Below are 16,940 nucleotides of genomic sequence, written 5' to 3' on the forward strand. Positions count from 1 at the left end.
TGAAAGGAGCCCCCCTTGCCAGACGCCGAATTCCGCGCCACAGTGAAAAAATGGAGGAAAATTTCACATGACCCGAGCAAAAAGACCCGGGGCGGAGGCCGTGGGGCCACGCTCTCTGGGGGCCGACCTACGGGCGATCCGCAAAGGGCGCAAACTGACTCTCACGGATATGGCCGAGGCTTTGGGCCGGTCGGTCGGCTGGGTCAGTCAGATCGAACGCGACATCTCGACCCCTTCCATCGCCGATCTGCGGCGCATGGCCGAGATTTTGGACGTGCCGATTTCCCTGCTTTTCGGCGAGGCGACAGTGACCTCCGAAGAGCGCGGCTATGTCGTGCGGGCCGGGGCGCGGCGGGCCATGGGCAGTGCCGCCAACGGGCTGACGGAAGAACTGCTTTCGCCCGATCTGACCGACAGTTTCGAAGTGATCCATTCGACCTTTGCGGCCTATTCGGGGCTGGAAGCGCCGGTGAAGCGGGAGACGCAAGAGGTCGGCTTCGTCATCTCGGGCCGGTTGAACCTCACGATTGCCGACCGCCGCTTTACCGTTGGCCCCGGCGACAGCTTTCGCATTCGCGGCGAATATTACACTTGGGACAACCCGCACGACACGCCCGCCGTGGTGGTCTGGGTGATCTCTCCGCCGGTTTACTGAACCGGGTTTTCATCAATTTAAAAGAACTGCAACTGACCGGGGGCGCCTCTGGCCAGCCCTTTGGCGGTGCATGGCGATAGGAGGTGCGTGTGGCTGATTTTCCGACAACGGCACGGGTTGTGATCATCGGGGGCGGGGTGGTTGGGGTCTCGACCCTATACCACCTTGCCCGCGCGGGCTGGACCGATTGCGTCTTGCTTGAGAAGAACGAACTGACGGCAGGCTCCACTTGGCACGCGGCGGGCAATTGCCCGAATTTCTCGAACTCTTGGGCCGTGATGAACATGCAGCGCTACGGGCTTGAGATGTACCGCAGTTTGGGCGGGGAGGTGGGCTATCCGATCAACTACCATGTGACCGGGGCGCTGCGTCTCGCGCATAGCCGCGAGCGGATGCAGGAGTTTGAACATGTCGCCTCCATGGCCCGCGCGCAGGGGCTGGGGATGGAGATGTGCACCCCCGCCGAATTGAAGGAACACAATCCTTTCATAGAGTTGCACGATTTGGCAGGCGGGCTGTGGGATCCCTTGGATGGGGACATCGACCCGGCGCAGCTGACCCAAGCCCTTGCCAAAGGTGCGCGAGAGGCAGGGGGGCAAATTCACCGCTTTACCCCCGCCACCGGCATAGATTGCGATGGGGGCGAATGGATCGTCCATACCGACAAGGGCGCGATCCGCTGCGAGAAGGTGGTCAACGCTGCTGGCTACTACGCGCAACGGGTGGGCGAATGGTTCCGCCCCCATGGGGGCCGCCGGGTGCCCGCGGTGGTGATGAGCCATCAGTATTTCTTGACCGAAGAAATCCCCGAACTTGCCGCGTGGACCGCCGAGAAGGGCCATAAGATGCCGATGGTCCGCGATGTGGACAGCTCCTATTACCTGCGGCAGGACAAGAACGGTCTGAACCTCGGCCCCTATGAGCGCAACTGCAAGGCGCATTGGGTCACCCCCGAGGATCCGATGCCCGAGGATTTCAGCTTTCAGCTTTATCCCGACGATCTGGATCGGCTGGAATGGTATATCGAAGACGCCATGGCGCGGATGCCGCTGTTGGGCCAGAGCGGTGTGGGGCGGGTGATCAACGGGCCGATCCCCTATGCGCCCGATGGGCTGCCGATGCTGGGCCCGATGCCCGGCGTGCCGAACGCTTTCGAGGCGCATAGCTTTACCTTTGGCATCGCGCAGGGCGGCGGCGCGGGCAAGGTCATGGCCGAATGGATCACGCAAGGCGAAACGGAATGGGACATGTGGGATGTCGACCCGCGCCGCTACACTGCCCATGCCGATCACGACTTTACCCTCGCCAAGGCGCTTGAGACCTATGGCCATGAATATGCGATGCATTTCCCGCATTACGCATGGCCCGCCGGGCGCGACAAGAAGCTGTCGCCGCTGCACGACCGGCTGCGCGACGCGGGCGGTCAGATGGGGGCCTACAACGGGTGGGAGCGGGCGAATTATTTCGCCAAACCCGGTGATGACACCGCCGAGGCCGCGACCCAGACATGGGACCGGGATGGCCCGTGGGCGGCGCGGGTTCGTGAGGAGGTCGTGGCGGTGCGCGACGATGTGGGCGTGCTCGATCTGCCGGGGTTCTCGCGTTTCGCGCTTGCGGGGCCGGGGGCGGCGGAATGGCTGCGGGGGCGGATCGCAGGCGCGCTTCCCAAGGTCGGGCGGATGACGCTGGGCTATTTCCCCGACAGCCGGGGCCGGATCCTGACCGAGATGTCGATCCTGCGCCATGCGGAGGATGACTTCACTCTGATCACCGCCGCTCCCGCGCAATGGCATGATTATGAATTGCTGCGCGACGCGCTGCCCCAAGAGGGTGAGATCAGTTTGACGGATCGCACCGATGCCGTCTCGACCCTGATCCTATGCGGCCCGAAATCCCGCGCCCTGCTGGCGCCGCTGGCCCCGGAGGCCGATCTGGCGCTGCCGTGGCTCAGCCATCAAGAGGCGTCGGTAGAGGGCAAGCCTGCGCTGCTCGCCCGGGTCTGTTTCGCGGGCGAGTTGGGCTGGGAAATTCACGCGGCCCCGGAAGACATGCCCGCGATCTATGACGCGATCATCGCGGGCGGGGCCACGCCCTTCGGGATGTTCGCGCTCAATTCCATGCGGCTCGAAAAAGGCTACCGGACGTGGAAGGGCGACCTGTCGCAGGAGTATACGTTGCTGGAGGCTGGGTTGGACCGTTTCATGCGGCTCGACAAGTCAGAGGCGTTCCCGGGCAAGGACGCGCTGATCGCCGAACGCGAGACAGGCCCGCAGCGCCGCTTCGTGACGCTGGTGGTCGAAGGCAATCCGCAAGACGCGCCGCCGATGGCCACGCTGCGCCTGAACGGAGATGCCGTGGGCGAGGTGACCAGCGGCGGCTATGGCTACCGGGTCGATGCCTCCATCGCCCTCGGCGTGGTGCGGGCCGAGGCTGCGGTGCCGGGCACCGAACTCACGGTCGAAATCTATGGTCAGAGCTACCGTGCCATGGTGCAGCCCGACGCCCCGCTTTGGGACCGCGAAAACGCGCGTATCCGCGCGCAGGAGGTTTGAGATGGGACAGCTGCCTTCCAAGGCCCGCGCGGTGATCATCGGCGGTGGCGTGATCGGCTGTTCGGTCGCCTATCATCTGACGAAACTGGGCTGGACCGATGTGGTACTGCTGGAGCGCAAACAACTGACCTCGGGCACCACATGGCACGCGGCGGGGCTGATCGCGCAGTTGCGGGCGACGCAGAACATGACGCGGCTGGCGAAATACTCGCAAGAACTTTACGGCGCGTTGGAGGGGGAAACCGGGGTCGCCACCGGCTTTAAACGTGTGGGCTCGATCACCGCCGCCTTGACGCCTGCGCGGCGCGAGGAGATCTTGCGTCAGGCCGCCATGGCCCGCGCCTTTGGCGTCGAGGTCGAAGAGATCACCCCCGAAGAGGTGCGCGCGAAATACCCCCATGTAAAAACCGAGGGCATGACCGGCGCGGTCTATCTGCCGAAGGACGGGCAGGGCGATCCGGCCAATATCGCGCTAGCCTTGGCCAAGGGCGCCCGGGCGCGTGGCGCGGTGGTGGCCGAGCGAGTCAAGGCGACGGGGGTCACCCGCGCGGGGCGTCGGATCACGGCGGTGGACTGGGCCGGGGAGGATAGCAGCACGGGCCGGATCGAGGCCGAACATGTCATCAATTGCGCGGGCATGTGGGGGCGCGAGCTGGGCCGGATGCTGGGCAGCAACGTGCCCCTGCAAGCTTGTGAGCATTTCTATATCGTCACCGAGGCCGTGCCCACTTTGCGCGAGTTGCCGGTGCTGCGCATCCCCGATGAATACGCCTATTACAAAGAGGATGCAGGGAAGATCCTGCTCGGCGCCTTCGAACCCGTCGCCAAACCTTGGGCGCTGGACGGCATCCCCGATAGTTTCGAGTTCGATCAACTGCCCGAGGATTTCGACCATTTCGAGCCGATCCTCGAAATGGCGGTCAAACGGCTGCCGCTGCTGGCGGAGGCGGGAATTCATACCTTCTTCAACGGCCCCGAAAGTTTCACCCCCGACGATGCCTATCACCTTGGTCAAGCGCCCGAGATGGATAATGTCTGGGTCGCCGCAGGGTTCAACTCCATCGGCATCCAATCGGCAGGCGGGGCGGGCATGGCGCTGGCGCAGTGGATGGAGGGCGGGCAGAAACCCTTCGATCTGGGCGATGTGGACATCGCGCGGATGCAGCCGTTTCAGGGCAACAAGACCTATCTGGCGGAACGGTCGACCGAAACGCTGGGGCTGCTCTATGCCGATCACTTCCCCTACCGCCAGAAGGCTACTGCGCGGGGCATTAGGCGCAGCCCGCTCCATGCGCATCTGCTGGAGCATGGCGCGGTCATGGGCGAATTCGCAGGCTGGGAGCGGGCCAATTGGTTCGCCGATCCCGGGCAGCCGCGCGAATATCGCTATGGCTGGGGCCGGCAGAATTGGTTCGACAATCAAGCCGCCGAACATGCCGCCATCCGCGCGGGCGTGGGGCTTTACGATATGTCGTCTTTCGGCAAAATCCGCGTCGAGGGGCCAGAGGCCGAAGCTTTCATGAACCACGTCTGCGGCGCGCAGATGGCGGTGCCAGTGGGCAAGATCGTCTATACCCAGTTCCTCAACCCTCGGGGCGGGATCGAGGCGGATGTCACCGTAACGCGGCTGAGCGAGACCGCCTATCTTGTCGTCACTCCGGCAGCGACGCGGCTGGCGGATGAGACATGGCTGCGCCGCCATGCTGGCGACCGGATGGTGGTGATCACCGATGTGACGGCGGGTGAGGCGGTGCTCGCGATTATGGGGCCGAAGGCGCGGGACGTGTTGCAGGCGGTCTCCCCCAATGACTTCTCGAATGAGACGCACCCCTTTGGCATGGCGCGCGAAATCGAGATCGGCATGGGCCTCGCCCGGGCGCATCGGGTGTCCTATGTGGGCGAACTGGGTTGGGAGCTTTACGTCAGCGCCGAGATGGCAGGCCATGTCTTTGAGGCGCTGATGGAAGCGGGCGCGGCCTTTGGCCTGAAACTTTGCGGTCTGCATGCGATGGACAGTTGCCGGATCGAAAAGGGCTTTCGCCACTTCGGCCATGACATCACTTGCGAAGACCATGTGCTGGAGGCGGGCTTGGGCTTTGCGGTGAAGACCGACAAGCCCGATTTCATCGGTCGCGACGCGGTGCTGCGCAAAAAGGAAGAGGGGCTGAAGCTGCGGATGCTGCAATTCCGCCTCACGGACCCCGAGCCATTGCTCTACCACGCTGAACCGATCCTACGGGAGGGGGCGATCGTGGGCTATCTCACCTCGGGCAACTATGGCCATCACCTAGGGGGGGCGATCGGGCTGGGCTATGTGCCCTGCGCGGGCGAAAGCCCCGCCGATCTGCTGGCCTCGACCTATGAGATCGACGTGGCGGGCCGCCGGATCAAGGCCGAGGCCAGTTTGAAACCGATGTATGACCCCAGCGGGTCCCGGTCCAAAAGCTAGGCCGTCGCCATACGAAAAACGCGCCTTTCGCAGGCTTACTGCCCCGGCTTTGACATAGATCAAAGCGGCGGCTTGGGGCTCATGCGATCCGTTTCCCAAAGATGAAGGGATTCGGAATATGTTCGATACGCTCAAGTTGATCGTGCTTGCGCTTATAGTGTTCTTTGCAGCACTCGGGGCGGATTGGGCGCGCGATCCGGCTTATATGGTTCACGCCCTGCTGGTCATGTTGGTGGCCGCAGGGTTGTTTTTTTGGCAGTTGCGCCGGATGCCTGTCGAGGACGCGGCGCCCGTCGCGCCTGCGGCGCCGCAGGGCTATATGGATGGCCCCATTCGCTATGGCGTCATCGCGACCGCCTTTTGGGGCGTGATGGGGTTTTTGGTGGGCACCTTCATCGCCTTCCAACTTGCCTTTCCGGCCCTGAACATTGATTGGGCGCAGCCCTATGCCAACTTTGGCCGGTTGCGCCCGCTGCACACCAGCGCGGTGATCTTCGCCTTTGGCGGCAACGCCCTGATCGCCACGTCTTTCTACATCGTGCAGCGCACCTCTTCGGCACGGCTCTGGGGTGGGAACGCGGCTTGGTTCGTCTTTTGGGGCTATCAGCTTTTCATCGTTCTGGCGGCCACGGGCTATTTGCTCGGCGCGACCCAGTCCAAGGAATATGCTGAGCCGGAATGGTACGTCGACATTTGGCTCACCATCGTCTGGCTGGTCTATCTCGCCGTATTCTTCGGCACGATCCTGAAGCGGCGTGAGCGGCATATCTATGTCGCCAACTGGTTCTTTCTGGCCTTCATCATCACCGTGGCGATGCTGCATGTGGTCAATAACCTCGCCATCCCGGTCTCGATCTGGGGCTCCAAATCAGTGCAGGTTTTTGCGGGCGTGCAGGATGCGATGACGCAATGGTGGTATGGCCATAACGCGGTGGGCTTCTTCCTGACGGCGGGTTTCCTTGGCATGATGTATTACTTCGTGCCGAAACAGGCGGGCCGCCCGGTCTATAGCTACAAGCTGTCGATCATCCACTTCTGGGCGCTGATCTTTCTCTATATCTGGGCCGGTCCGCACCACTTGCATTACACCGCCTTGCCCGATTGGGCCGCGACGCTGGGGATGGTGTTCTCGATCATCCTGTGGATGCCCTCATGGGGCGGCATGATCAACGGGCTGATGACGCTCGAAGGGGCGTGGGACAAGATCCGCACCGATCCGATTATCCGCATGTTCGTGGCCTCGCTCGCCTTCTACGGCATGTCCACCTTCGAAGGGCCAATGATGTCGATCCGCGCGGTGAACAGCCTCAGCCACTACACCGACTGGACCATCGGCCATGTGCATTCCGGCGCGCTTGGTTGGAACGGGCTCATCACCTTTGGCGCGCTCTACTTCCTCACCCCGCGGCTCTGGGGCCGGGCGCAGATGCACTCCATGGCGGCGATCAACCTGCACTTCTGGCTCGCGACCCTCGGGATCGTGCTCTACGCCGCGTCGATGTGGGTCTCGGGCATTATGGAGGGGCTGATGTGGCGTGAGGTCGATGCCAATGGCTTCCTCGTCAACAGCTTTGCCGACACCGTCGAAGCGAAATTCCTGATGTATGTGGTCCGTGGTCTGGGCGGGGTTCTCTACCTCGCGGGCGGTGCGGTGATGGTCTGGAACATGTGGATGACCATCCGCGCCCCGCAAGCCCGCCCCGTCACCGTCGCCCTGCCAGCGGAGTAAGATCAATGGCCAAGAACCCCCACAGCCCCAATTATGACCCCGCTGACGACCCCAAGGTGGTCACCGCCAGCGAAGGCTTGAAGAAGGGCAAAATTCCCAACGAACTGCCGCCCGAGACGGAGGCGATCACCTTTCACCAGCGGTTCGAGCGCAATGCGACACTGCTGTTGATCGCCTCGCTCGGGGTGGTGAGCATCGGCGGGATCGTCGAAATCGCGCCGCTCTTTTGGTTGGAGAACACCATCGAAGAGGTCGAGGGCATGCGCCCCTATTCGCCGCTGGAATTGGCGGGGCGCGAGATCTATGTGCGCGAGGGCTGCTACGTCTGCCACAGCCAGATGATCCGCCCGATGCGCGATGAGACGGAGCGTTATGGCCACTACAGCCTCGCTGCCGAATCCATGTACGATCACCCGTTTCAATGGGGTTCTAAACGCACCGGTCCTGATCTGGCGCGGGTTGGTGGGCGCTATTCGGATGAGTGGCATGTCGATCACCTGATGGACCCGCAATCGGTGGTGCCGGAAAGCGTCATGCCGAAATATGCCTTCCTCATGGACGCCAAGCTTGAGCCCGAGGATGTGACCGATCTGGTCGCCACCCACCGCACGGTCGGCGTGCCCTATAGCGATGAGATGATTGCGAATGTTCGGGGCGATTTCCGGGTGCAGGTCGACCCTTTCGGCGATTACGACGGCCTGTTGGAACGCTACCCCGGCGCGCAGGTGCGCAACTTCGACGGCCAGCCGGGGGTGAGCGAGATGGATGCCCTGATCGCCTATTTGCAAATGCTCGGAACGCTGGTCGATTTCTCGACCTTCGTGCCTGACGCCAGCCGCTAAGGAGGCCGCAATGGACACCTATTCTTTCCTGCGTGAACTGGCTGATAGCTGGGCGCTTTTGATCCTGACGCTGATCTTTCTGGGCGTCATTGCTTGGGCCTTTCGCCCCGGCTCGCGCGCCCTGCACGACGATGCCGCCGCCGTCCCGTTTCGCAACGACGACCCCGATCAAGCCCGCAATGACGGAGCCCGCACATGACCGATAAACGCAAGATCGACCCCGCCACCGGGACCGAGACCACAGGCCACAGTTGGGACGGGATCGAAGAGCTGAACACGCCGCTGCCGCGCTGGTGGCTCTGGACATTCTACGCCACCGTCGTCTGGGGCGTGATCTATACCATCCTTTATCCCGCCTGGCCGATGGTCTCAGGCGCGACGGCAGGGCTGCTCGGCTATTCCACCCGTGGCGAGGTCGCTGCCGAGATTGCGCGTGTGGACCTGTCGAATGCTGACCTGACCGAAAGCCTCGTCAACGTCGATCTGGGGGTGCTGAAGGACAGCGAAGAGCTGCACCGTTTCGCGACCCAGGCCGGGCGCTCGGTCTTTGCGGCCAATTGCTCGCAATGCCACGGCGCGGGGGCAGGGGGTGTGGTGGCCTCGGGCTATCCCAACCTTCTGGACGACGATTGGCTCTGGGGCGGCACGATGGAGGAGATCGCCTATACCGTGCGCCATGGCATCCGCAACGAGGATGACCCCGACGCGCGTTTCTCGGAAATGCCGCCGTTTGATTGGATGGAGGAAGCCGAGCTCGACGCCACCGTGCATTTCGTGCGCAGCCTTTCGGGGCTTGAGCATGACGCGGGCGCGGCGCAGGCGGGGGCAGAGGTCTATGCCGACAACTGTAGTGCCTGCCATGGGGAGCGCGGCCTTGGTGACCGTGAGATGGGCGCGCCGAACCTTGCCGATGCGATCTGGCTGCGCGGCGGCAGTCATGAGGCGATCCTGCGGCAGCTCAAAGCGCCGCGCATGGGGGTGATGCCGCCGTGGCAGGCCCGTCTGGGCGAGGCCGAGGTGCGCGCCGTGACCGCCTATGTCCACGGTCTGGGCGGCGGCGAGGCTGCAGTCGATGCCGAGGGTGCCGCCGCCGACTAAACCGGTACGACAAATAATCTGCCGATTGATGCAGATCAACGCGGCCTGCGCCCCACGGGTGTAGGCCGCAAGACGTAACTCCGGAGCCTACTGCCCATGTCCAACGCCGCCCCCCCGCTTTTCGCTGCCCGCGAGCCGATTTTCCCCCGCCGGGTCAGCGGATTCTTTCGTCGGTTGAAATGGGTGATCCTGATCCTCACGCTGGGGGTCTATTACATCACCCCCTGGATCCGCTGGGACCGGGGGCCGAACCTGCCGGACCAAGCGGTTCTGGTCGATCTCGCAAACCGGCGTTTCCATTTCTTCTGGATCGAGATTTGGCCGCATGAATTCTACTTCGTGGCCGGGCTGCTGATCATGGCGGGGCTGGGGCTGTTCCTGTTTACCTCTGCCTTGGGGCGGGTCTGGTGTGGCTATGCCTGCCCGCAGACCGTCTGGTCTGACCTCTTCATGACCGTGGAGCGCTGGATCGAGGGCGACCGCAACGCGCGCATCCGTCTGCACAACGCACCCTGGAGCCTGCGCAAGGCGCGGCTGCGGGGGGCGAAATGGCTGGTCTGGCTGCTGATCGCGGTGGCGACAGGCGGGGCTTGGGTCTTTTACTTTGCCGATGCGCCCAGTCTGGCGCGCGACCTCGTGACCCTGCAAGCCGCCCCGGTGGCCTATGCCACCATCGGCGTGCTAACGGCCACGACCTTCATCTTTGGCGGTTTCATGCGCGAACAGGTCTGCATCTACATGTGCCCTTGGCCCCGTATCCAAGGCGCGATGATGGACCCCGGCACGCTGACCGTTGGCTACCGCAAATGGCGGGGCGAGCCGCGCGGCAAGGGCGGGGTGAAGCGCCAGAAAGCGGCGGCAGAGGCGATCGGCAGCGGTGATGCGGTGGCCCGCTATGGTGCGGCGCTCGACAAAAACACTGCGGGGGACCGCCAGTCCCGGGACGGCGAGGTTTTGGGCGATTGCATTGATTGCAACGCCTGTGTGGCGGTCTGCCCGATGGGGATCGACATCCGCGAAGGCCAGCAGATGGAATGTATCACCTGCGCGCTCTGTATCGATGCCTGCGACGATGTGATGGCCAAGATCGGCCGCCCGCGCGGGCTGATCGACTATCTCGCGCTGGATGATGAGCCGCCCACCGCACCCAAGGAAAGCGCCGCCGTGGCGGGCCTTGCCGAGGCGCCTGCTGGTGACGTCGCCGGAGCCACTGCGCCGCCATGGCAGCCCAAGCCGCTTTGGCAGCATGTCTTCCGCCCGCGCACCCTGATCTATACCGCCGCTTGGGCCGCCATCGGTGTGGCGCTTGTCGTGGCGCTCTTCATCCGGCCCGAGATCGACATGACCGTGGCGCCCGTGCGCAATCCGACCTTCGTCACCCTCTCGGACGGGTCGATCCGCAACGCCTATGACATCCGTCTGCGCAACAAACATGGGGAGGCGCGGGATTTCCGGCTGTCTCTCGCCGGGGACCGTGGCTTGGACCTCAGCGTCGAGGGGGCGGCGGGTTCGGTGGTCTCCGTGCCCGCCGACACCACCCGCCTGCAACGGGTCTATGTGATCGCCCTGCCGCAGAGTGACGCCGCCACCGCGCCGCGCAGCGATCTGCGGTTTTGGGTCGAAGATCTCCGCTCGGGCGAGCGGGCCTTTGGTGACACGATTTTCAATGGAAAGGACAGCCAATGACCGCAGCGCAATTGCAACGGGGGCGCCCCCTGACAGGCTGGCATGTGCTGGCGATCTTCGTGGGCGGGTTTTCGATCATCATCGCGGTGAACCTCGCGCTCGCTTTTAACGCGGTGCGCACCTTCCCGGGCAAGGAAACTGAATCGAGCTACGTCGCCTCGCAAAATTTCGACAGCGACCGCGCGGCGCAGGAAGCGCTCGGCTGGGCGGTGCAGACCGAGTTGACGGGAGAGGCGCTCCGCTTGGCGGTGCAGGATGCCAATGGCGTGGTGCAGCCCGAGATCATCGCGGCGACATTGGGCCGGGCGACCACCGTGGCGGATGACATGACGCCCGACTTCGCTTGGGATGGCCGCGCGTGGACCGCACCGGTCACCGCAGGCCCCGGCAACTGGAACCTGCGGATCGAGATGCGCGCCGCCGATGGCACGCTCTTTCGCCGCCGCATTCCGTTGCGGGTGGTACGATGACCGTCGCCGCCTGTCCCGGCTGTGTCGCAGGCACCCCCTCGGCCGTGGCTGCGGCGCAGCGCATCGCGGAGAACGACAAGGCCATCCATCTCGCCCTGCCGCAGATCCGCTGCGCGGCCTGTATTGCGGGGGTCGAGGGGATCTTGGCCCGCTTGCCCTCGGTCAAAGCCGCGCGGGTGAACCTTGGGGCCAAACGGGTGCGGATCGTGCTGAGCCCCGGGTATGACGCCAGCGCCGCGCTTCAGGCGTTGAACGACGCGGGCTTCGAGGCGCATGAACTCGACGCGACCGCCCTGCGCCCCGCGGGGGATGACACGGGCCGCCGTCTGCTGGCCCGCGCCGCTGTGGCGGGCTTTGCCATGATGAATGTGATGGCAGTCTCCGTCGCGGTCTGGTCCGGGGCGGGCGATATCACGCGCGAGATGTTTCACTGGGTCTCTGCCACCATCGCGCTGCCCGCCTTGGCCTTTTCGGCGGTGCCCTTCTTCGCCTCGGCATCGGTCGCCCTGCGGGCGGGGCGGATGAATATGGATGTGCCGATTGCGCTGGCGATCCTGCTGGCGGCGGCGACCTCGCTTTATGAGACTTTCGCCGCCACCGGGGCGCATACTTGGTTCGATGCGGCGCTCTCGCTGACCTTTTTCCTGCTGGTGGGCCGCTATCTAGAGCATCGCGCGCGGGCCACAGCACGTTCCGCGGCGGCGGAGTTAACGGCGCTGGAACTGCCCCGCGCCACGCGCCTGACCGCGACGGGGCGTGAGACGGTGGACGTCAGCGCCTTGGTGCCCGATGACCGCATCGCCCTCGCTGCCGGGGCGCGCGCGCCGGTGGATGGCATCGCCTTGGGCGCGGTGATGGTGGACCGCTCTGCCCTGACCGGAGAGGCCGACCCCGTCGCGGTGGCGGCGGGCGGGCCGATCTGCGCGGGCGAGGTAATCCTTGGCACGCCGCTGACCCTAAGGGTCACCCGCCGGGCCGAGGACAGCACCCTGCGCCGCCTTGCGGCTTTGGTCGAGGTCGCCGAGACCGGCAAACACCGCTACAGCGGGATCGCCGACCGCGCGGCGCGGCTTTATGCGCCGGTGGTGCATGGGCTGGCGGCGCTGGCTTTTGTGGTCTGGTGGGCGCTGACGGGGGACCTTTATCACGCGATTGCCGTGGCCACGGCGACGCTGATCATCACATGCCCCTGCGCGCTGGCGCTGGCCATTCCGGCGGTGACGGCGGCGATGACCGGGCGCTTGTTCCGCGCGGGCGTGCTGCTAAAATCCCCCACGGCCTTGGAGCGTCTGGCCGAGATCGATACGGTTGTCTTCGACAAGACCGGCACGTTGACCGAAGGCGTCGCGCGTCTGCCCGCGCTTGATGCAGAGGTGGCATCGGTGGCGCTTGCCCTCGCGCAGGCGTCTGACCACCCAGCCTCGCGCGCCTTGGCGGCGGCGTTGCAGGGGCAGATGCCCGCCGATCTGCACGACCTGCAAGAGGTGCCGGGCGAGGGCGTCTGCGGCCTGTGGCACGGGGCGCGGGTCTCATTGCGTCGCGGGCAGGAGGGACCGGAACTGCATCTGGCGGACCGCTCTATTCCCTTGCCTCTGTCCGAGACCCCCCGCGCCGGGGCGGCGGAAGTCGTCAGCGCCCTGCGCGGGCGTGGGATGGAAGTGGCGATGGTCACTGGCGATACCGCGCAGCGTGCAGAAGCGCTGGCCGAAACCCTCGGGATCGCCACGGTTCATGCCTCCGTTCGGCCTGAGGATAAGGCCGGTCTGGTTCGCGACATGGCTGCGCGGGGCAGGCGGGTGCTCATGGTGGGCGACGGGCTGAATGACACAGCGGCGCTTGCCGGGGCGCATGCCTCTCTCGCGCCTGCCACAGCGCTGGATGCCGCGCGGGTCGCCTCGGACGGGGTGATGCTGGGCGGTGATCTTTCGGCGGTCGCCGATACCCTGCGGCTGGCCCGTCGGGCGCGCAGCCGCATTCGCCAGAACCTCGGGCTGGCCGCCGCCTATAACGCGGTCGCGATCCCGGTGGCGGTCATGGGCTTCGCCACCCCGTTGATGGCGGCGGCGGTGATGTCTTCCTCGTCTATCCTCGTGGTTTTGAATGCGGTGCGCCGATGAATATCCTGATTGTTCTCATCCCCGTCTCCGTCTGTCTTGGCGCAGCGGGGCTTGCGGCCTGTCTCTGGACGCTGCGCAACGGGCAATACGATGACCTTGAAGGAGACGCGGCGCGGATTTTGCTGGAGAATGGGGTGCCTGATGGGGACACCCACCAGCGAGATACCGAAAAGACGACCTAAAAACACAAAACGCGGGCCGAGACCCGCGTTTTCTTAACCCAGTACAAGCCCGCCGTCAGTCGGCGGCCTGAGAGGCCGAGATCAGCGCGTCCATATCCTTGATCAGCACGGTTTGGGCGGTCTCAAGCGCGATGATATCTTGCTTGCGCAGGCGGGTCAGGGTGCGGCTCACCGTCTCAATCGTCAGGCCGAGGAAATCCGCGATGTCGCTGCGGGTCATCGGCAAGGCGCAGGTGGTGTAATTGCCGATCGGCCTGCCGGTGCGCTCCGCCAGCGTGATGAGGAAGGAGGCAACCTTTTCCAGCGCGGATTTGCGCGCCAGCATCATGAAGTGATCCTGCATCGCCGAAATCTCACGCAGGGCAGCGTTCAACAGCCGTTTATGCGTCTCGTGATCCCCCTCGAAATCGTCGAGCGCATGGCGGCGGTGGGCGATCACCTCTGCCGTCTGGATCGCCTCGCAATCGCTGTGATGGAGCGCGCCATTGGGAAAGCCGATGATGTCGCCCGGCAGGCCAAAGGCGATGACCTGCCGCCGCCCGTTGTCGAGCACGCGGGTCAGGCGAAAGACGCCCGAGGTGATCTCATAGATATGGTTGGCGATATCGCCCTCGCGAAACAGATGGCTGCCGACCGCCTGCCGCTTGCGCGGCGATTGCGCGGCGGGGGTGCGAGAGCAAAGCTGCGCCTCGGGCACTTTGGTTGCGGGGGTGAACTCATTGGATAGCGTCACGTACATGCGATCGTCCTTTCTGCGGCGCGGTCACATTCTCAGGCGCATGTCGCAGAACGACCTGTGGTCTCGTATCCGTTTGTAACGCTTTGTCGCAGGGAATGGCGTGGCGGGTGGTGCTCGCTTGGGTTGCGGACTATACAAACGCAACTTTTGGGGTGATGGGCGTGACCGCGAAGAAGATCCTTGTTGTTGATGACGATGCGAAGATCCGGACGCTTCTGAGGCGCTGCCTTGAAAGCGACGGCTACCTTGTGACCGAGGCGCATGACGCGCAAAGCGTGCGCGCGGCCTTCGCGGCGGAGGCTTTCGATCTGGTGACTTTGGATCTGAACCTCGGCGCGGAGGACGGGCTGGACATCGCGCGCGACCTTCGCCGCGATCATGACGTGCCGATCTTCATGGTGACGGGCAAGGACGATGTGATCGACCGCGTTGTCGGGTTGGAGCTGGGCGCGGATGACTATCTGACCAAACCCTTCCATGTGCGAGAGGTCTTGGCCCGCGTGAAATCCGTCTTGCGGCGCAGCGGCAAACGCGAGGCAGAGGCACCGGCACCGCAAAGCGCCGACCCTTGGCTCGCGCTCGACGGGCTAAAGATCAACCTCGACCGGATGCTGCTGGTGGGCCGGAACGGGCAGGAGGGGGATCTGACCACGGCTGATTTCAAACTCTTGGCCGCCTTTGTGAACCACGCGAAAAAGCCCTTGTCGCGGGACCGGTTGATGGATCTGATCGACGGGCAGAACTGGGCACCCTTGGACCGCACCATCGACAACCAAGTGGCGCGGCTGCGCAAGAAGGTCGAGCGTGATCCGGCGCGTCCGCTGTTGATCAAAACGGTGCGCGGGGTGGGTTATGTGCTGACCGAAAGCCCCACCGCCACCTCGGGTTAGTCTTGTAACAAGGCGCGAAACGCTTCGGCCAGATCCGCTTGCCTATAGGGTTTGCGCAGGAGGGCGAAGGCGTGGCTCTCTTCCTCGCCGCGCAGGACGTTTTCGGAAAAGCCCGAGGTGATCAATATCCGCAGATCGGGCATTTCCGCCGCGACCCGTTTGGCCAGCGCATGGCCCGACAACTCCCCCGGCATCACCAGATCGGTAAAAACCACGTCGATGTCGTCGCGGTCTTGCAGGATGTCCCAAGCCGCATCGCCGGTGGTTGCCGTGACGCAGTCGAACCCCAGCGACTCCAGCCGCCGCTCCGACAGGCGCAGGACCATCGGGTCATCCTCGACCAGCAGCACGCGCAGGCCGGTGCCGATCCCGGCGTGCTGCTCTGGCGCGTCGCTGGAGGCCGCCCGCGCGCTGGTGCCGTCCACGAGGGCGGGGAAATAGAGGCTGATCGTCGTGCCCTTGCCCAATTCGCTGTAGATCGCGATATGCCCGCCGGATTGCTTGATGAAGCCGTAAACCATCGACAGGCCCAGCCCCGTGCCTTGGCCGACCGGTTTGGTCGAAAAGAACGGCTCCATCGCGCGGGTGCGGGTCTCGGCGGACATGCCTTCGCCCGTGTCCGCGATCGACAGGCGGATGTAGTTGCCCATGTCGATGCCGATTTCCTGTGCGACATAGGTGTCGTCAAGCTGCATGTTGCGCGTTTCCAGCGTGATTTTCCCGCCCGAAGGCATGGCGTCTTGGGCATTCAACGCGATGTTCAAAACGGCAGTCTGAAGCTGGGTGGCGTCGACCTTGGCCTGCCAAAGGTCCTCGGCAAAGCCCGTCTCGACCGCGATATGCGCGCCGATGGTGCGTTTGAGCATCGCCACGGCTTTGGAGACTTCGGCGTTGAGGTCGATCTCCGCCGCGTTCAGCGTGGTCTTGCGGGCAAAGACCATCAGGCGCGAGGTGAGGTCCGCGCCGATCTCTGCCGCCTCCAGCGCGTCCGAGATCAGCGCGCCGCTTTTGGCCGAGGTTTCCGACATCTCCAGCAGTTCGAGATTGCCGATCACGACCGTCAGAAGGTTGTTGAAATCATGCGCGATGCCGCCGGTCATCTGGCCGATGGCATCCATCCGTTGCGAGCGGGCGGTGGCCTCCTCGGCGGCTTTTCGGCGCGACAGATCGTGCATAATGCCAACAAAGGCGACCTCGCCCGAGATATCGGCGCGGCCCACGGAAAGATGCAGCGGGAAGATACTGCCATCGGCGCGCAGCCCTTCCACGTCGCGGCCCACGCCGATGATGCGTTTCTCTCCGGTCTCGAGATGGTGGCGCAGAAAGCCGTCGTGTTGAACGGCCATATCCCCGGGCATCAGCATGCGCACGTTCTGCCCTACCAAATCCTCGACCGGATGGCCGAAGAGCGTGGCCGCCGCTTTGTTCACCCGCAGGATATTGCCCGCGTGATCCGCCACCACCATGGCATCGACGGCGGCGTCCAGAAGGGCCAGCAGAACGGGGCTTTCGTCGTTGATCTTCATGCGAG

General features: G+C 64.4%; 14 protein-coding genes. 12 read left to right on the plus strand and 2 right to left on the minus strand.

The features are described from left to right. Window positions 1–67 precede the first annotated feature (67 nt). The 11 genes from ACGYK9_RS01135 (at window position 68) to ccoS (ending at window position 13,780) form a co-directional block, all read left to right on the plus strand. A complete protein-coding gene (locus ACGYK9_RS01135; RefSeq protein WP_394407698.1) occupies window positions 68–655 on the plus strand; it encodes a helix-turn-helix domain-containing protein in 588 nt (195 codons plus the stop codon). A gap of 89 nt (window positions 656–744) precedes the next feature. After that, the gene (locus ACGYK9_RS01140) at window positions 745–3,207 is read left to right on the plus strand and encodes an FAD-dependent oxidoreductase (protein WP_394407700.1); all 2,463 of its coding nucleotides are present in this window, start codon (window positions 745–747) and stop codon (window positions 3,205–3,207) included. Window position 3,208: 1 nt separating this feature from the next. Next, window positions 3,209–5,656, plus strand: a complete 2,448-nt coding sequence (locus ACGYK9_RS01145) for an FAD-dependent oxidoreductase (RefSeq protein WP_394407702.1) — start codon at window positions 3,209–3,211, stop codon at window positions 5,654–5,656. Between the two features lie 118 nt (window positions 5,657–5,774). Further along, complete coding sequence (gene ccoN, locus ACGYK9_RS01150; protein ID WP_394407704.1) at window positions 5,775–7,385, plus strand: cytochrome-c oxidase, cbb3-type subunit I; 1,611 nt, start codon at window positions 5,775–5,777, stop codon at window positions 7,383–7,385. A gap of 5 nt (window positions 7,386–7,390) precedes the next feature. Further along, window positions 7,391–8,227, plus strand: a complete 837-nt coding sequence (ccoO, locus tag ACGYK9_RS01155; RefSeq protein ID WP_394407706.1) for a cytochrome-c oxidase, cbb3-type subunit II — start codon at window positions 7,391–7,393, stop codon at window positions 8,225–8,227. A 10-nt stretch (window positions 8,228–8,237) separates the two neighbouring features. Beyond that, the gene (locus tag ACGYK9_RS01160; RefSeq protein WP_136720504.1) at window positions 8,238–8,426 is read left to right on the plus strand and encodes a cbb3-type cytochrome c oxidase subunit 3; all 189 of its coding nucleotides are present in this window, start codon (window positions 8,238–8,240) and stop codon (window positions 8,424–8,426) included. Further along, the gene (gene ccoP / locus ACGYK9_RS01165; protein ID WP_394407708.1) at window positions 8,423–9,325 is read left to right on the plus strand and encodes a cytochrome-c oxidase, cbb3-type subunit III; all 903 of its coding nucleotides are present in this window, start codon (window positions 8,423–8,425) and stop codon (window positions 9,323–9,325) included. Before ACGYK9_RS01160 ends, ccoP begins: the two co-directional genes overlap by 4 nt. A gap of 96 nt (window positions 9,326–9,421) precedes the next feature. Further along, window positions 9,422–11,011, plus strand: a complete 1,590-nt coding sequence (ccoG, locus tag ACGYK9_RS01170; protein WP_394407710.1) for a cytochrome c oxidase accessory protein CcoG — start codon at window positions 9,422–9,424, stop codon at window positions 11,009–11,011. Then, a complete protein-coding gene (locus ACGYK9_RS01175) occupies window positions 11,008–11,481 on the plus strand; it encodes a FixH family protein (RefSeq protein WP_394407712.1) in 474 nt (157 codons plus the stop codon). Before ccoG ends, ACGYK9_RS01175 begins: the two co-directional genes overlap by 4 nt. Next, window positions 11,478–13,598: a heavy metal translocating P-type ATPase gene (locus ACGYK9_RS01180; RefSeq protein WP_394407714.1), complete on the plus strand. Its 2,121-nt coding sequence runs from the start codon at window positions 11,478–11,480 to the stop codon at window positions 13,596–13,598. The genes ACGYK9_RS01175 and ACGYK9_RS01180 overlap by 4 nt, the downstream gene beginning before the upstream one ends. Beyond that, on the plus strand, window positions 13,595–13,780 hold the full coding sequence (gene ccoS, locus ACGYK9_RS01185; RefSeq protein ID WP_394407716.1) for a cbb3-type cytochrome oxidase assembly protein CcoS: 186 nt from the start codon (window positions 13,595–13,597) through the stop codon (window positions 13,778–13,780). Before ACGYK9_RS01180 ends, ccoS begins: the two co-directional genes overlap by 4 nt. Window positions 13,781–13,835: 55 nt before the next feature. Here the strand turns inward: ccoS and ACGYK9_RS01190 are convergent, their stop codons facing one another. Then, complete coding sequence (locus tag ACGYK9_RS01190) at window positions 13,836–14,519, minus strand: helix-turn-helix domain-containing protein (RefSeq protein ID WP_394407718.1); 684 nt, start codon at window positions 14,517–14,519, stop codon at window positions 13,836–13,838. 155 nt (window positions 14,520–14,674) lie between these two features. Here ACGYK9_RS01190 and ACGYK9_RS01195 point away from each other — a divergent pair, with 155 nt between their 5' ends. Then, window positions 14,675–15,409: a response regulator gene (locus ACGYK9_RS01195; RefSeq protein WP_394408943.1), complete on the plus strand. Its 735-nt coding sequence runs from the start codon at window positions 14,675–14,677 to the stop codon at window positions 15,407–15,409. Here ACGYK9_RS01195 and ACGYK9_RS01200 read toward each other — a convergent pair. Continuing rightward, window positions 15,406–16,935 (minus strand): PAS domain S-box protein, encoded by a 1,530-nt coding sequence (locus ACGYK9_RS01200; RefSeq protein WP_394407720.1) that lies wholly within the window; start codon window positions 16,933–16,935, stop codon window positions 15,406–15,408. The two genes, ACGYK9_RS01195 and ACGYK9_RS01200, sit on opposite strands and share 4 nt — an antisense overlap. Window positions 16,936–16,940 lie beyond the last annotated feature (5 nt).

It is taken from the genome of Sulfitobacter sp. 1A15258, from assembly GCF_043557045.1.
GTDB classification, from domain to species: domain Bacteria; phylum Pseudomonadota; class Alphaproteobacteria; order Rhodobacterales; family Rhodobacteraceae; genus Sulfitobacter; species Sulfitobacter faviae.

What these genes read in the sequence shown, in the direction of transcription:
- ACGYK9_RS01180 (WP_394407714.1), top strand. Translation starts at nt 11,478, where the DNA reads ATGACCGTCGCCGCCTGTCCCGGCTGTGTCGCAGGCACCCCCTCGGCC.
- ACGYK9_RS01175 (WP_394407712.1), top strand. Translation starts at nt 11,008, where the DNA reads ATGACCGCAGCGCAATTGCAACGGGGGCGCCCCCTGACAGGCTGGCAT.
- ACGYK9_RS01145 (WP_394407702.1), top strand. Translation starts at nt 3,209, where the DNA reads ATGGGACAGCTGCCTTCCAAGGCCCGCGCGGTGATCATCGGCGGTGGC.
- ACGYK9_RS01190 (WP_394407718.1), bottom strand. Translation starts at nt 14,519, where the DNA reads ATGTACGTGACGCTATCCAATGAGTTCACCCCCGCAACCAAAGTGCCC.
- ccoO (WP_394407706.1), top strand. Translation starts at nt 7,391, where the DNA reads ATGGCCAAGAACCCCCACAGCCCCAATTATGACCCCGCTGACGACCCC.
- ACGYK9_RS01160 (WP_136720504.1), top strand. Translation starts at nt 8,238, where the DNA reads ATGGACACCTATTCTTTCCTGCGTGAACTGGCTGATAGCTGGGCGCTT.
- ACGYK9_RS01135 (WP_394407698.1), top strand. Translation starts at nt 68, where the DNA reads ATGACCCGAGCAAAAAGACCCGGGGCGGAGGCCGTGGGGCCACGCTCT.
- ACGYK9_RS01195 (WP_394408943.1), top strand. Translation starts at nt 14,675, where the DNA reads ATGGGCGTGACCGCGAAGAAGATCCTTGTTGTTGATGACGATGCGAAG.
- ccoS (WP_394407716.1), top strand. Translation starts at nt 13,595, where the DNA reads ATGAATATCCTGATTGTTCTCATCCCCGTCTCCGTCTGTCTTGGCGCA.
- ccoN (WP_394407704.1), top strand. Translation starts at nt 5,775, where the DNA reads ATGTTCGATACGCTCAAGTTGATCGTGCTTGCGCTTATAGTGTTCTTT.
- ccoP (WP_394407708.1), top strand. Translation starts at nt 8,423, where the DNA reads ATGACCGATAAACGCAAGATCGACCCCGCCACCGGGACCGAGACCACA.
- ACGYK9_RS01200 (WP_394407720.1), bottom strand. Translation starts at nt 16,935, where the DNA reads ATGAAGATCAACGACGAAAGCCCCGTTCTGCTGGCCCTTCTGGACGCC.
- ccoG (WP_394407710.1), top strand. Translation starts at nt 9,422, where the DNA reads ATGTCCAACGCCGCCCCCCCGCTTTTCGCTGCCCGCGAGCCGATTTTC.